Raw genomic sequence first — 15,036 nt, 5'->3', positions numbered from 1 at the left:
AGGTCAGCCTTCCTGGCGGGTGAAGGCGAGGCAGGCCTTCAAGATGGCGGTGAGGGTGGCGGTCAGCGGCGCGGCATGGGCCGGGTCCAGCGGCGGCGGCCAGTTGGCCTCGGTCCGCTCGGTGGGCTCGTGGAGATAGCCGCGCATCGCAAGCTCCATCTGGATCGCATGGACGCCCTGTTCGGGGCGGCCATAATGGCGCGTGGTCCAGCCGCCGCGGAAACGGCCGTCGACGACATGGCTCATGCCGCTTGCCGCGCAGAGCCGGGCGATTTCGGCGGTCAGGTCCGGCGAACAGGTCGTGCCGAAATTGGTGCCGATATTGAACTGCGGCAATGCGCCGTCGAACAGGCGTGGCACATGGCTGCGGATCGAATGGGCATCATAGACCACGACCCGGTCATGCCGGGCGCGCAGCCGGTCGATCTCAGCCTGTAGCGCGGCATGATAGGGTGTGAACCAGTTGGCCCGCCGCCGGTCGATCTCGGCCGCGTCGGGGGCGGCGCCGGCATAGAGCGGTTCGCCATCGAAATCGGTCGTCGGGCAAAGCTCGGTCGTCGCCTGCCCCGGATAGAGCGAGGCACCGGAAGGATCGCGATTGACGTCGATCACGCTGCGCGAAATGGCGGTGCGGATCGTCGTCGCGCCCAGATCGCAAGCAAAGGCGTAAAGCTGGTCCACCCACCAGTCGGCATCGGCGCGCGCGATCCAGGGCGAGCGGAACGCGTTACCGACATCGGCGAGATCGGTGCCGGTGTGGGGAAAGGCGACGATCAACGCCGCCTCGCCCCGCCGGATGTCAAGCCAGTCGTTCATCCCAGCACCGGGAGGGCGTGACCAGCGGCCGCCACCAGCGCGCCCGATCGGACGATGCGGTTGGCCGCTTCCATGTCGGGATGGAAATGGCGGTCGTCGGTCAGGTGCGGCACCTGATCCCGCACGCAAGTGCGCGCCGCTTCCAGTGCCGTGCTGGAGGTGAGCGGGGCGTGGAAGTCCATGCCCTGCACCGCCGCCAGCAATTCGATGCCGATCACCGCGGTCGCATTTTCCGCCATGTCGAGCAGGCGGCGGGCGCCATGCGCGGCCATGGAGACATGATCCTCCTGATTGGCGCTGGTCGGGATCGAATCCACGCTGGCGGGATAGGCGCGCTGCTTGTTTTCCGACACCAAAGCGGCGGCCGTGACCTGCGGGATCATGAAGCCGGAATTGAGGCCGGGCTTGGGCGTCAGGAAGGCCGGCAGGCCGCTCAGCGCCGGATCGACCAGCATGGCGATGCGCCGCTCGGCGATCGATCCGATCTCGCAGATGGCGAGCGCGATCATGTCGGCGGCAAAGGCGACCGGCTCGGCATGGAAATTGCCGCCCGACAGCGCCTCGTCGCTGTCCGGGAAGATCAGCGGATTGTCCGACACGCCATTCGCCTCGATGGCCAGCGTGGTTGCTGCCTGGCGCAGCAGGTCGAGCGCGGCGCCCATCACCTGCGGCTGGCAGCGCAGGCAATAGGGATCCTGCACGCGTTCATCGCCCTTCAGATGGCTCGCGCGGATGGCGCTGCCTGCCATCAGGCCGCGCAGCGCATCGGCGGTCTCGATCTGCCCGGCATGGCGGCGCAGCGCGTGGATGCGTGGATCGAAGGGGGTATCGGAGCCCTTGGCCGCTTCGGTCGAGAGCGCGCCGGTGACGAGCGCGGACTGGAACAGTGTTTCCGCCTCGAACAGGCCAGCGAGCGCATTGGCGGTCGAGAATTGGGTGCCGTTGAGCAGCGCCAGCCCTTCCTTGGGGCCAAGTTCCAGCGGGGCGAGGCCGGCACGGACCAGTGCTTCGGCGGCGGGCAGGCGTTCTTCGCCCAGCATGATCTCGCCGACGCCAATCATCGCGGCGGCCATGTGCGACAAGGGTGCCAGATCGCCGCTCGCGCCGACCGATCCCTGCGCCGGCACCACCGGGGTCAGCCCCTGAACCAGCATCGCCTCCAGCAGGGCGACGGTCTGCGGCTGCACGCCCGATGCGCCCTGGCCCAGGCTGGCGAGCTTTAGTGCCATCATCAGGCGGATGACCGGCGCGGGGGAGGGGGCGCCGGTGCCGGCAGCGTGGCTCAGCACGATATTGCGCTGGAGCGTGGCCAGATCCTCGTCACCAATGCGGACGCTGGCCAGCTTGCCGAAGCCGGTGTTGATGCCATAGACCGGCTCGCCCTTCGCCAGGATGCGCGCCACCGCTGCCGCGCTCTCGGCGATGCGCGGGGCCGACGCGCCATCGAGCCGGGCCGTCGCGCCGCGATAGATGGCGCGCCAGTCGGCCAGCGAAGCTTCGCCGGGGACGAGGATGATAGCGTTCATTGACCACTCCAGATGCGGGCATGGAGCGGGTTATACCCCATGCGATAAACCAGTTCGGCAGGGCGCTCTATGTCCCAGATGGCAAGGTCGCAGCTTTTGCCGACCTCCAGCGTGCCGATGTCCTTGTCGAGACCGAGCGCGCGGGCCGCGTTGCGGGTCACGCCCGCCAGGCATTCGTCGATGGTCAGGCGAAACAGGGTCGCGCCCATGTTCATGACCAGCAGCAGCGAGGTGAGCGGCGATGTGCCGGGGTTGCAGTCGGTCGCCAGCGCGATCGGCACGCCGGCATGGCGCAGCCCGTCGATCGGCGGCAGTTTCGTCTCGCGCACGAAATAATAGGCGCCAGGCAGCAAGGTTGCGACCGTGCCGGCGCGGGCCATGGCGGCGATGCCGTCTTCGTCCAGATATTCCAGATGATCGGCCGACAGCGCGCCATGGCTGGCGGCGAGCGCCGCGCCATGCAGGTTGGAAAGCTGTTCGGCATGGAGCTTGACCGGCAGGCCGAGGGCGCGCGCGGCGGTGAACAGCCGGTCGGTCTGCGCCGGCGAAAAGCCGATCCCCTCGCAAAAGGCGTCGACCGCATCGGCCAGCCCTTCGGCCGCGACGGCGGGCAGCAATTCGTCGCATAGCATCGCGATATAGGCGTCGGCATTGCCGGCATATTCGGGCGGCAGGGCGTGGGCGCCCAGGAAGGTCGTGATGATCCGCACCGGCCGTTCGCGGCCCAGCTGGCGCGCGGCGCGCAGCATCCGCAGTTCGGAGACGGGATCAAGGCCATAGCCGGACTTCACCTCGACCGTGGTTGCGCCCTCGGCGATCAGCGCGCCGAGCCGGGGCAGGGCGCTGGCGACCAGTTCCGCCTCGCTCGCTGCGCGGGTGGCGCGCATGGTCGAGACGATGCCGCCGCCGGCTCGGGCAATTTCCTCATAGGAGGCGCCGGCCAGGCGCAGCTCGAACTCGGCGGCGCGATCGCCGCCATGGACCAGATGGGTGTGGCAGTCGATCAGGCCCGGCGTGATCCAGCGGCTGGCGCAGTCGATCGTCTCAACGGGGGCGAATGCTGGGGCATCGGCACGCGGACCGGCATAGATGATGCGGCCATCGCGCGCGGCGATCACACCATCCTCGACCGCGCCGATCCCATCACCCGCCATCGTCGCCAGCCGGGCCTTGGTCCATAGCCGGTCGCATATCATCGTCATCGCCAGCCTCCCTTCACGGCCTCCCGCCCAGATTGCATGATTCGATATTTAATGTATAGACATTATATCGGTCCGGGAGATTTGCAGTCCATGACGTCCCTGTTTTTCGACCATGTGTTGCTGCCGGAGGGCTGGGCGCAGGACATCCGGATGGTGCTGGATGACGGCGCGATCGCGTCGATCGAGCGGGGCACCGCGCCGCAGGCCGAGGATATCCGTCAGCCCGTCGCGCTGCCGGGTCTGCCCAATCTCCACAGCCATGCCTTTCAGCGGGCGATGGCGGGGCTGACCGAGGTGCGCGGCCCGGCGGGCGACAGTTTCTGGACCTGGCGCGACCTCATGTATCGCTTCGTCGGTCGCATGGACCCGGACGACATTGCGGCGATCGCGGCGCAGGCCTATGTCGAGATGCTGGAAAGTGGCTTCACCCGCGTCGGCGAATTTCACTATCTGCATCACGCCCCGGACGGCGCGCCCTATGCAAACCCGGCCGAAACCAGCCTGGCGATCATGGCGGCGGCGGCGGAAAGCGGCATCGGCCTGACGCTGTTGCCGGTCTTCTACGCCTGGTCGGGTTTTGGCGCCCAGCCGCCGAGCGCGGGCCAGCGGCGTTTCGTCAATGATCTGGACGGTTTTGCCCGGCTGCGCGAGGCGGCCATCACGGGCGCGCGAAAATTGCCGGACGCCGTGGTCGGCGTGGCGCCGCACAGCCTGCGCGCGGTCGCACCCGACGAACTGGCGCTGCTTGCCCGGATCGCGGGTCATAATCCGGTTCATATCCACATCGCCGAGCAGCAGAAGGAAGTGGCCGACTGCATCGCCTGGAGCGGCCAGCGGCCGGTCGAGTGGCTGCTCGACCATGCGCCGGTGAGCAACCGCTGGTGCCTGGTCCATGCGACGCACATGACTGAGGATGAGGCGCGGGCAATGGCGGCCAGCGGCGCGGTAGCCGGCCTCTGTCCGATCACCGAAGCCAATCTGGGCGACGGCCTCTTACCGGCCGAACCCTTCCTGGATGCCGGCGGCGTCTATGGCGTCGGCAGCGATTCCAATGTCCGCATCGATGCGACCGAGGAATTGCGACTTTTGGAATATGGCCAGCGCCTGGGCCTGCAGCAGCGCAATGTGCTGGCGCGCGAAGCGGGTATGTCGACCGGCGATCGCCTTTATCGTGCGGCAGTGGCCGGCGGCGCGCAGGCGCTGGGCGTCGCGGCCGGATTGCGGGGCGGCGCATCGGCCGATTTCGTGACGCTGGACCTTAATCATCCCTCGCTGTCCCATCGTCCGGTCGAGCGGCTGCTGGACGGCTTGATCTTCGGCGCCGGGCGCGAGGCGATCGATACGGTCTGGCGCCGGGGCGTGCAGATGGTAAGCGGCGGGCGGCATCGCGCCCGCGACGCCATCGCCACCCGCTATCGCCGGACGCTGGAGAAACTGACCGCGTGAAACAGCCGCTGCACGAGAAGATCCGCGCCGATTTCGAGGCCCGCATCCTGGCCGGCACGCTGGCGCCGGGCGACCGGCTGCCGACCGAGCAGGAACTGATGCAGGCGCATGGCTGTTCGCGCATGACCGTGAACAAGGCGCTGTCGGCGCTGCAATCAGCCGGCCTGATCGAACGGCGCAAGAAGGCGGGCAGCTTCGTCGCGCGGCCGCGCGTGCATTCGATGGTGCTCGATATCCCGGACCTTGCCGTCCAGATCGGCGAGCGCGGCCAGCGCCACAGCTATCGCCTGACCCGGCGGCAGCTGCGCGGCCCGATCGCCGGGCGCGACGAGGAAGCGGCGCTGGCCAATGGCGCGCAACTGCTGGAACTGGATGGCATTCATTGCGCCGATGATCGGCCGCTCGCGGTGGAGCATCGGCTGATCGCGACCCGCGCCGTGCCCGCGATCGTCGATGGCGATTTCGACAGCATCTCGCCGGGCACCTGGCTGTTGCAGCATGTGCCCTGGACCGAGGCGGAAAACCGGATTTCGGCCGTGGGGGCGACGCGGGAGGAGGCCGCCCAGCTCGGCATCGCGCCCGGTGCGCCCTGCCTGTGCGTCGAGCGCCATACCTGGCGCGGCGGCGACCCGATCACCTATGTCCGCCAGGTCTTCCTGGCTGACGCCTATGACATGGTGGCCCGCTTCGGGCCGGCGGGCGGTTGATGGGGTAAAGGCAAATCGGCGCTCTTCCCCGCTGCTGACAAGGGCTGTCGGCGACAGGAAAGAGCGCCCGTCGACAGGCTCCGGTCAGGCCTCAAAGGCCGCCTTCTGCCTGTCGCTGCGAAGACCTCATGGTAGCGTAGAGGCCTCCGCATTCTCGATCGTCATGATGCCCGGTGGCATGTCGCGCTCGGCCTTCTGCCGGGCGACCATGGCGCGGATTTCCGCGCGCAACGCCTTTGCATCATAGATGATGCCGTCCTTGATCGTGTAATCGACGCCGCCGACCCGATCGACCTTGCCGGTCGCATCATTGAGCCTGATCGATCCGGTGCCGAACAGCAATTTCATGTTGGCCAGCGGGTTGCCCTTGATGACCACCAGGTCGGCCTTGCGGCCGACCCGGATGGTGCCGATCTGGTCCTCATGGCCGAGCAGCCGGGCGCCTTCCTGCGTCGCGGCGTGGATCACTTCCAGCGGGCTGAACCCCGCCTCGCGCAGCAACTCCATCTCCTGAATATAGCCGAAGCCATAGAGATTGTAGATATAGCCGGAATCGCTGCCCACGGTGACGCGGCCGCCACGGTTCTTGTAGTCGTTCACGAACCGCATCCAGCGGCGATAATTGTCCTTCCACGCCATTTCATGCTCGGTGGTCCAGTCGAACCAATAGGCGCCATGATTGGTGCGGCTCGGGCGATAATAGTCCCACAGCGCCGGCAGGGTGTAGTCGGCATGCCATTGCGCCCGGCTCATCCGCATGAAGTCCCGGCTGGTGAGATAGGCGGTGAAGGTCGGGTCCAGGGTGAAACCGCGTTCCAACAGCGTGTCCATCACCTTGTTCCACTGGTCCGACCCCGGTTCGGCCGCCTGCGCCCACAGCCGCCCGGCCTCGCCGAAGCGCATCTGCTCGTCATTGTTGATGAAGTCGGTGGGAAAGGCCTGGATACGCTGGTCGGTGAACATCGCTTCGGGCAGGCCATACCAATGTTCCATGCTTTCGAGGCCCGCGCCCGACGTGCCCAGCACATTAGCATAGGCGACCAGTTGCTGGGCATGGTGCATGGTGCTGTGCAGGCCGAGCTTCTTCGTCTCGTCGAGTGCGGCATAGAGCACATCCTCCGGCGCGCCGCCGATGAACTTGATGCCGTCGGCGCCGCGCTTCTTGGCTTCCTGGATCACCGCGCGAGCGGTGGCGGCGTCGTTCACCGGGCCGCGTATCTGGTGGAACATCGGATAGATGTCGATGCGTGGGGCGACGATCTCGTTGCGGGCACTGCGGGCCTTGATGTCGGCCAGCCATTCGATCGGATGGCCGCTGCCCAGGTCGCGGACGGAGGTGATGCCATGCGCCATCCAGAGCTTGAGGATATAGTCGGACGGCACTTTCTGCGCGTCGCTCAGCGAATGGAGATGGACATGGGCATCGACGAAGCCGGGCATGACATAGGCGCCGGCCAGGTCGATCTCATGGTCGCCGGGCGCGGCGCGCAGCGCCGGATTGATCGCGCCGGGCGCGCCGATCGACTTGATTTCGGCGATGCGGTCGTTCGACAGGACGATGTCGAACGGCCCCTGGGCCGGGGCGCCGGTGCCGTCGATCATATAGACATGGCGCAGCACCGTGCGCTGAAACGGGCCTACGCCCTGGTTGCGGGCGGGAATGGGATCGGCCGCCTTTGCCGCCGGCGCATTGGATGCTTCGGGCGCCGCGAGCGCGCTGCCGCTCAGGAGCAGCGCCGCCAGGGCGAGAATGGGACGGGACCGGACGGCCATGCGACGCTCTCCTCTATCGCTGTTGTGAAAGGCGGGCCGGAGCGCCACGGCCCCGGCCCGCCTGCTCGTCGGTCAGAACTTCATCCGCGCGCCGACGAAGTAGCGGCGACCCAGCGTGTCATAGAGCGACACGTCGGTATTGGCGTCGCCGACCAGCGTCGTGCCCAGGATCGGCGGCTGCCGGTCGAGCAGGTTGTTGACGCCGCCGAAGAAGGAGAAGGTCTCCGTCGCGTCGATCGAGAAGCTGGTGTCGAGATACCAGACCGGGTCGACCGACTTCACCACATTGGTTGCGGTCGGATAGAGCTTCAGGTCGCCGATCATCCGGCCCTGCAGGCGGAAGCTCAGCGGGCCGCTGGCATAGGTGGCGCCCAGGTTCAGCTTGAAGTCCGGGGTGATGAAGCCGCCGGTGCCGACCGAACAGCCCGCGCCATAATAGCCGGCGCAATCCTGCGGGGCGGAGGTGGCGAGCACCTGCGTCGTACGCTCGAACAGCCAGCTGGCGATCGCCTGCAGCGACAGGCTGGCGTCGTCGCCCAGCGACAGCGCACCGGGCAGCGGCACGCGATAATCGACCTGCGCGTCGATACCGTTGACCTTGAGCGAGCCGATATTGTTGCTCGACACGCTGACATAGTCGAGCTGACCATTGCCCAGGCGCGTGATCGCCCGGCAGGTGGCGCTGCCGGCATCCATCATCGTGTAGCAGTCGTTCATCGTCTGCTGCGCGTTGACGGTCATGATCGCGTCGTCGACCTTCACGTTGAAATAGTCGACCGTGATGTTGAGGCGCGGGATGAAGGGCGGCGAGATGACGGCGCCGATCGTGTAGGTCTTCGACTTTTCCTCATGCAGGTTCGGATTACCGCCGCTGTCCTGGTTGAGGCCGAGCGTCGCCTGGGTGAAGTTGGCGATCTCGCCTGCGGGCACGCCGGTGGCGACGCAGAAATTCTTGAGCGCGTCGCTGCGGCTGTCGCCGCCCGAGGTCGGGATGGCGCAGGGATCGGTGCCGCTGGAATAGCCGCGCGTCACCGCCGTATAGAGTTCGGCGATATTGGGCGCGCGGATCGCGCTGTTATAGGCGCCACGGATGCGGATCCAGCTGACCGGGGCATATTCGCCGCCCAGCTTCCAGGTGAAGACCTTGCCGACCGAGCTGTAATCCGAATAGCGGGCCGCGCCTTCGATCGCGAGCGTATCGAAGAAGGGCATGTCCGCCAGGATTGGAATGCGCAGTTCGCCGAACAGTTCCTTGACGTCATAGGCACCGGCCAGCGCCTTTTGCGACACCGCGCCATATTCATTGGCAAGGTCGAGCGGGCTGGGGCTGAACGTGTATTTGTCCTTGCGATACTCCGCGCCCAGCGCGACCGAAACCGGGCCGGCCGGCAGTTCGAACAGGGTGCCGGCGATGCTGGCGCCCGCGACCTGGCGGGTGAAGATGTCATGGCTTTCGCGCACCGGAGTCAGGAAGGCGCCGGCTTCCGGGCTGATCGAATTGAGACCCAGGATCGACACGGGGACGCAGCCCAGCGACTGGTTGCGACAGACGACATTGCCCGAGGAATCGATGACCGCGTCCAGGCCCATCGACAGGCGGGTCTGCGAGATCAGACCCTCGTTGCGGGTGTCGGTGCGGTTGCGCATATATTGGTAGAAGGCGTCCCACTTCCAGTCGTTGCCCAGCAGCGATACGTCGCCGCGCAGGCCGGTGGTGATCTGGTAGGATTGCCGTTCGTAGCGATAGTTGCGCGTGCCAAGTTCGTCGGCGCGGCGGCCGCCGCCGACGATTTCTGCCGTGCCGTCACCATTGGTGTCGAAGATGGCGGCATTGTTGGTGAAGAACTGGCGCAGGCTTTCGGGCAGCACTGGATTGTTGGCATAATTGGGGATCAGCAATGTCGAGGAGGCGGCGCCGGGCGTCAGCGGGGTGAAGCTGTCGGGCGCCAGGATCATGTCATTCTTGGCGTTGACGAAGTAAGCCTCGGCATAGGCGGTGATCTTGTCGGCCACCTCATAATGGGCGTTGGCGGCGACGTTGAAGCGATCGAGCGGACGCTGCAGCAGATTATAGGGCGCGTAGTTGTAGGTATCTTCCGGCTGGCAATAGGGCAGGACGGTGCCATTCTCGCCAAAACGAATGCCGGTGACGGACGTGCAGCTGCCACCGGGGGTCAGGTTGACGCCGGTCAGGGCGGCGCGCTGCGCCGCGCTCAGCGGCACGCGGGTGCCGGGGATGCTGCCCGAACCCGAATAGACCAGCTGGCCGTTGACTTCGCCCAGCGGCGTGCGGCTGAAACCACGATCATTCTGGGTGATCGACGACTGGCGCGTCCAGCTGCCCGACAGGGTGACATTGCCCCGGCCATCGGCGGTGCTGGTGCCGAACGTCAGGTCGAGCTTCTTCGATTCGGCGTCGCCGCGGTCGCTGATGCCATATTGGGCGCTGGCTTCGACGCCCTCGAACTTGTCGTCGAGGATGAAGTTGACCGCGCCGGCGATCGCATCGGAGCCATAGACGGCCGATGCGCCGCCGGTGATGATCTCGACCCGCTTGATGAGAGCGTCGGGAATGGAGGCAAGGTCGACATTGCCGTTGGAATCGGCGGGGATGAAGCGGCGGCCATTGACCAGCACCAGCGTGCGGGTGTTGCCCAGGCCGCGCAGATTGGCGGTCAGCACGCCCGACCCGCCGCCATTATTGACGGTGGAGGTGTTGCCCGACGCCAGCTGCGGCATTTCGTTCAGGGTCTTTTCCAGCGTGACGTTGCCCGACAGCTTCACATCCTCGCTGCCCATGACCGAGATCGGGCTGGGCGCGGTCAGATCGGTGCGGACCAGGCGCGAGCCGGTGACGACGATATCGGTGGAGGGCTGGGCCGCCTCCTGGGCCTGGGCAGCAGAACCCAAGCCGCCGCCGGCCAGGATGGTCGACAGCAACAGCAAGGCATTGCGGCGGCCGTACAGGCCCGCCGGTCGGATCGTCATCATTAGTCTATCCCCTTGTAATCGCTAGGATTCAATTCATTCGACACAGATTATGATTTTGCATGCGCAGCAATGTGGATGCTGCGCCGATGTCGGCTCCTGCGTACCGGACCGCCTGATGGTCCCCCGGACGGGTTTTCAGCTCCTCTCTCTGTCTTTGCGGCTCTTTGACCGTTTCAATGTATATTGAATATCGTATACTTTAATCATGCTGAGGCTGCAGGAGGCTGTCAAGATTGCAGTTAAGTGTCAGTCCGCAGTCGCCGGCGAAAAGCGTCGAATGGGGAGTTAGTATTATGAAAATAAATAGAAAAATTGTTCGTTCCCTGCTGCTTTCTGGAGCGGCTCTGGGCCTGCTTCGGCCCGATATTGTTGCGGCTGAAACAATCTGGATACGCGACGTAACCGTCATCGACGGCACCGGGGCCGCAGCAAAGGCGGCGCAGGACGTGCTCGTTGCGGATGGGCGCATCGCAGCGATCGGCGCAAAGCTGAAGGCGCCGGCCTCGGCCCGGCAGGTCGACGGCCGCGGGCGCTATCTGCTGCCCGGCTTCATCGACTCCAATGTTCATGCGACCGTCTATGGCAACCCGGCGCGCCGCGACACCTCATCGCGCTATGCCGACCGGAACGAGGAACTGGCGCTCGAATTTGCCCAGCGCCAGCTACGCGCGGGCGTCACCACCATGCGTGACAGCTATGGCGTGCTGCCGCCGCTGCTTGCGGTGCGCGACCGGATCGCCAGCGGCCAGGCGATCGGCGCGCGCATGCTGGTGGCGGGCAATATATTGGGTTGGGGCGGGCCATTTTCGCTGACCTATTCGCTGACCGGCGATCGCGACCTGATCCTGTTCCAGGAACAGTGGAACGACATGCTGGCCCAGGGCATGGGCGAGGAATTGATGGACATGACGCCGGAACAATTGCGCGCCGCCGTCAGCGCCTATCTCGATCGGGGCGTCGATTTCCTCAAATATGGCGGCACCAGCCATTTCATGATGCCCTCGCTGATCGGCTTCTCGCCGCGCCAGCAGGCGGTGATCGTGGCGGAGGCGCATAAGCGCGGCAAGATGGCCGAAACCCATGCCACCAGTTCGGAAGGGCTGCGCCTGGCGGTCGAGGCGGGGATCGACCTGATCCAGCATCCCGAGATATTGAGCCGCGACTATCCCGACGATCTGATCGCGCTGATCCTGTCAAAGGGGACGCTGTGCGCGATGCGGTCCAACATGGTCACCGGCGCGGTGCGACAGAAGCAGATCGCCAGGCGCGCCAGGGCGGTGGCGGACATTGCGCAGATGCCGCCGGCGCTGACCAGCACCGAACTGCGCCGCCGGGCGACGATGCGCGGCGACGATGCGGAGATCGAGCGGCGCAATGCCGAGCGACTGGTCGCGGCCGGATGCCCGGTCACGATCGCGACCGACAATTATCTGGGTGATGCGCCCGAATTTCGCCGCGGCCCCAAATCGCCGGAGCAGGAGCCGGGCGAGGGGAGCCTGCTGGCGATCGAAGGGCTGGTGGAACTGGGCATGACGCCGATGCAGGCGATCGTCGCGGCAACCCGCAACGGCGCGCGGGCGGCGGGCCGGCTCCAGGATCTGGGCACGGTGGAGCCGGGCAAGATCGCCGACCTGCTATTGCTCGATGCCGATCCGCTAGCCGACATCCATAATATCCGGCGCCTCGGCCGGCTGTTCGTTGCGGGGCAGGAGGTCGATCTTCAGACCCTGCCGCAGACGCACCTGTTCATGGTCGCGGACAAGCGCTGAGCATAATCGGCGCCGCATCCTCATGGACGCGGCGCCCATAGATCACATGGCGCTGTTGTAGAAGGCCAGCAGGTCGCGGCGCAGGCCCTTCATCGACTCCGGGTGGATGTAGATCATGTGCCCGGATTCATAATAGCGATAGCTGATATTGGCCTGCAGCGCCTTGTCGAGCTGCATATGCTTCAGGTCATATTCGGCGCCGGCAAAGGGCGTCGCCATGTCATAATAGCCGTTGAGCGACAGCACTTTGAGATGACTGTTGGTGCGCATCGCGCGGGCCAGGTCCAGCGCGGTGTCCGCCGCCGGCATCGGCCGGCCGCCGCCGCCCGGCGCGCGATGGCGCTGGTCCCAGGCCGGGCTGATCTCCTTGTAGAAATTCGGGCGGTAGCTGAGCGGCGTCTTGTAGCCGAGCGTGCCGAACAGATAGGAATTGAGCGCGGCGATATAGGCGCCGCTGATCGATGTGTCGGCCGCGTCAAATTCGGGGTCGGCGGCGCTGTCGTCGACATCGATGCCGACGAAGCGGGAATCGAGCCGTCCGACGGTGCGGCTGCTGTCGCGCATCAGCTCCTTGCGGAACCGGCCGAGGTCGATGCGCAGCTTGTTCTGCAGGATGAACCCCTTGGACAGGCCGGTATAGGCGGCGAGCTGGGTGGCGATCGCATCGCGCTCACCATCGGGCAGGTCGTCGCCCTTGGCCAGTGCGGACAGATAGGGGCCCAGGGCAAAGGCGCGCACTTCGCTCAGGAACGGCTCCAGCGTCGCCGGCCGGTTGGGCAGGCGGTTATGATACCAGGCGGTGGCGGCATAGCTGGGCAGATAGGTGACGTTGATCTGGTCATAGCCCGGATTGCGGATGCCATAGTTCAGGATCGACGACAGCAGCACCACGCCGTTCATCTGCACGCCGCGTTCCTGCAGCGTGTTGACCAGGCCCGCCGCGCGCAGCGTGCCATAGCTTTCGCCGAGCAGGAATTTGGGCGCGTTCCAGCGATTGTTGATCGTCAGATAGCGCTGGATGGCGCTGGCAAAGGCATCGATGTCCGGATCGACGCCCCAGAAATCCTTGCCCTGTGCCTTGCCGAGCGGGCGCGACAGGCCGGTGCCGATCGCGTCGATGAAGACCAGGTCGCTGCGGTCGATCAGGCTGTCGGGATTGGGGCCGATGGCGAAGGGTGCGGGGCGGGCGGTATCGGGCGTGGGCGTATCCACCCGGACGGGGCCAAAGGAGCCGACGTGCAGCCACATGGTCGACGAACCCGGACCGCCGTTGAACAGGAAGGTAACGGGGCGTTCCTTCGCGCCCTTGGCCCGATCGGCGACATAGGCGGTGTAGAACATGCTCGCGATAGGCTCGCCGGCATCGTTGCGGATCGTCAGCGTGCCGGGCGTGGCGGTATAGTGGATCAGCTTGCCGGCGACCGTCACCGACGCGCGGCTGGGCATCGCCTGTTCCTCGACCGGGGCGACGGCGCTATCGTCCTTCTTGGCCTCTTCCTTCTCCGCCGGAGCGGGCTTGTCGGCGGCGATCGACGGAGCAGCCAGTGCCGTCAGCAGCAGGGGAAGGGCGGAATATGCGATGTTTTTCGGGATCATGACTCTGCCTGTTGCCTAAATTTGCGGCGAACCGTACATCGTATACCAAATCTGTCAAATGCGCATATGCATCATCTTCGTAAAGTTCCAAGGGAGGACCAGAACATGAAGAACCGATGGCCCCGGCTCGCCGCCGCTGCCGCACTGTTGCTCGCCACGCCGGCACTGGCGCAGGGCTTCGATGCCGCGCAGGTCAAGCAGGGCGACCATGTCATTCGCGACTTTGCTTTCCGTTCGGGTGAGAAGCTGCCCGAACTGCGGATGCATTATCGCACCATCGGCACGCCGCATCGCGACGCCAAGGGGCGGATCGACAATGCGGTGATGATCCTGCACGGCACCGGCGGATCGGGCGCGCAATTCCTGCAGCCGCAATTTGCCGACGAACTTTATGGTCCCGGCCAGCCGCTCGACGTCAGCCGCTATTTCATCATCCTGCCCGACAATATCGGCCATGGCGATTCTTCCAAGCCCAGCGACGGCCTGCGCATGGCCTTTCCCCATTATGATTATGACGACATGGTCGAGGCGCAGCGCCGCATGCTGGTCGACGGGCTGAAGGTCGATCATCTGCGGCTGACCTTCGGCACCTCGATGGGGTGCATGCACATCTTCGTCTGGGGCGAGAAACATCCCGGCTTTGCCAGTGCGCTGATGCCGATGGCGTGCCAGGCAGCGCCGATCGCCGGGCGCAACCGGATGTGGCGCAAGGCGGCTATGGACGGCATCCGCGCCGATCCCGCCTGGCAGGACGGTAATTACAAGGCGCAGCCGCTGCTCGGTCTGCGTACGGCATCCAGCCTGTCGCAGATTGCCGGTGCCGCTGCCTGGTACATGCAGGTGCAATTCCCCACGCGCGACGCGGTCGACGCCTATTGGAAGGAGCGGTTCGATCGCGACATCGCCAGCCGCGACGCCAATGATTATCTCTACCAGCTCGATTCCTCGCGCGATTATGATCCGTCCGCGGATCTGGAGAAGATCAGCGCGCCGATGACCTGGATCAATTCCTCCGACGACTTCATCAATCCGCCGGAAATGGGCATGGCCGAAACGGCGGCCAAGCGGCTGAAGACCACCCGCTACAAGCTGATCCCCTATTCGCCCGAGACGCGGGGGCACAGCACCCACACTTGGGCGAAATTCTGGAAGGATGAACTGGTCGCGCTGCTGGCGCGCAGCTGATCCTTGATGCGCCTGTCGGCGCATG

At 65.7% G+C, this 15,036-nt stretch carries 10 protein-coding genes; 4 read left to right on the top strand and 6 right to left on the bottom strand.

Annotation, left to right across the window (positions count from 1 at the left end):
- Positions 1-3 precede the first annotated feature (3 nt).
- From hutG to hutI, 3 genes are read right to left on the bottom strand one after another with little or no spacing between them, the layout of a single operon-like run.
- Entirely contained in the window at positions 4-816 is an 813-nt protein-coding gene (gene hutG / locus A0U87_RS01260) for an N-formylglutamate deformylase (protein WP_048936537.1), read from the bottom strand.
- A complete protein-coding gene (hutH, locus tag A0U87_RS01255; RefSeq protein ID WP_122928036.1) occupies positions 813-2,342 on the bottom strand; it encodes a histidine ammonia-lyase in 1,530 nt (509 codons plus the stop codon). The genes hutG and hutH overlap by 4 nt, the downstream gene beginning before the upstream one ends.
- A complete protein-coding gene (hutI, locus tag A0U87_RS01250; RefSeq protein ID WP_170978341.1) occupies positions 2,339-3,538 on the bottom strand; it encodes an imidazolonepropionase in 1,200 nt (399 codons plus the stop codon). The genes hutH and hutI overlap by 4 nt, the downstream gene beginning before the upstream one ends.
- Positions 3,539-3,634: 96 nt before the next feature.
- Here hutI and A0U87_RS01245 point away from each other — a divergent pair, with 96 nt between their 5' ends.
- Together A0U87_RS01245 and hutC are read left to right on the top strand one after the other, a co-directional pair.
- Positions 3,635-4,990, top strand: coding sequence for a formimidoylglutamate deiminase (locus A0U87_RS01245; RefSeq protein WP_048936534.1), 1,356 nt, complete (start codon positions 3,635-3,637; stop codon positions 4,988-4,990).
- Entirely contained in the window at positions 4,987-5,697 is a 711-nt protein-coding gene (gene hutC, locus A0U87_RS01240; protein WP_048936533.1) for a histidine utilization repressor, read from the top strand. The genes A0U87_RS01245 and hutC overlap by 4 nt, the downstream gene beginning before the upstream one ends.
- A 126-nt stretch (positions 5,698-5,823) precedes the next feature.
- Here hutC and A0U87_RS01235 read toward each other — a convergent pair whose 3' ends face one another.
- Positions 5,824-7,470, bottom strand: coding sequence for an amidohydrolase family protein (locus tag A0U87_RS01235; RefSeq protein WP_048936532.1), 1,647 nt, complete (start codon positions 7,468-7,470; stop codon positions 5,824-5,826).
- A gap of 72 nt (positions 7,471-7,542) precedes the next feature.
- Positions 7,543-10,461: a TonB-dependent receptor gene (locus A0U87_RS01230; RefSeq protein WP_048936531.1), complete on the bottom strand. Its 2,919-nt coding sequence runs from the start codon at positions 10,459-10,461 to the stop codon at positions 7,543-7,545.
- A gap of 446 nt (positions 10,462-10,907) precedes the next feature.
- Between A0U87_RS01230 and A0U87_RS01225 the strand changes: the two genes are divergently transcribed.
- Positions 10,908-12,230: an amidohydrolase family protein gene (locus tag A0U87_RS01225; RefSeq protein ID WP_048936678.1), complete on the top strand. Its 1,323-nt coding sequence runs from the start codon at positions 10,908-10,910 to the stop codon at positions 12,228-12,230.
- 42 nt (positions 12,231-12,272) lie between these two features.
- On the opposite strand, the gene A0U87_RS01220 is transcribed toward A0U87_RS01225, so the two are convergent.
- Positions 12,273-13,826: a peptidase S10 gene (locus A0U87_RS01220; protein WP_048936530.1), complete on the bottom strand. Its 1,554-nt coding sequence runs from the start codon at positions 13,824-13,826 to the stop codon at positions 12,273-12,275.
- Between the two features lie 105 nt (positions 13,827-13,931).
- Between A0U87_RS01220 and A0U87_RS01215 the strand changes: the two genes are divergently transcribed.
- Positions 13,932-15,011: an alpha/beta fold hydrolase gene (locus A0U87_RS01215; RefSeq protein WP_048936529.1), complete on the top strand. Its 1,080-nt coding sequence runs from the start codon at positions 13,932-13,934 to the stop codon at positions 15,009-15,011.
- Positions 15,012-15,036: the final 25 nt, after the last annotated feature.

Source organism: Sphingobium sp. MP9-4 (assembly GCF_005281675.1).
Lineage (GTDB): Bacteria > Pseudomonadota > Alphaproteobacteria > Sphingomonadales > Sphingomonadaceae > Sphingobium > Sphingobium yanoikuyae.
Note: the sequence above shows the minus strand (reverse complement) of the source record. Positions and strands in the feature narration are given on the sequence as shown.

Coding starts and splice junctions, on each gene's coding strand:
- hutG (WP_048936537.1), bottom strand. CDS start 816: ATGAACGACTGGCTTGACATCCGGCGGGGCGAGGCGGCGTTGATCGTC.
- hutH (WP_122928036.1), bottom strand. CDS start 2,342: ATGAACGCTATCATCCTCGTCCCCGGCGAAGCTTCGCTGGCCGACTGG.
- hutI (WP_170978341.1), bottom strand. CDS start 3,538: ATGATATGCGACCGGCTATGGACCAAGGCCCGGCTGGCGACGATGGCG.
- A0U87_RS01245 (WP_048936534.1), top strand. CDS start 3,635: ATGACGTCCCTGTTTTTCGACCATGTGTTGCTGCCGGAGGGCTGGGCG.
- A0U87_RS01235 (WP_048936532.1), bottom strand. CDS start 7,470: ATGGCCGTCCGGTCCCGTCCCATTCTCGCCCTGGCGGCGCTGCTCCTG.
- A0U87_RS01230 (WP_048936531.1), bottom strand. CDS start 10,461: ATGATGACGATCCGACCGGCGGGCCTGTACGGCCGCCGCAATGCCTTG.
- A0U87_RS01220 (WP_048936530.1), bottom strand. CDS start 13,826: ATGATCCCGAAAAACATCGCATATTCCGCCCTTCCCCTGCTGCTGACG.
- A0U87_RS01215 (WP_048936529.1), top strand. CDS start 13,932: ATGAAGAACCGATGGCCCCGGCTCGCCGCCGCTGCCGCACTGTTGCTC.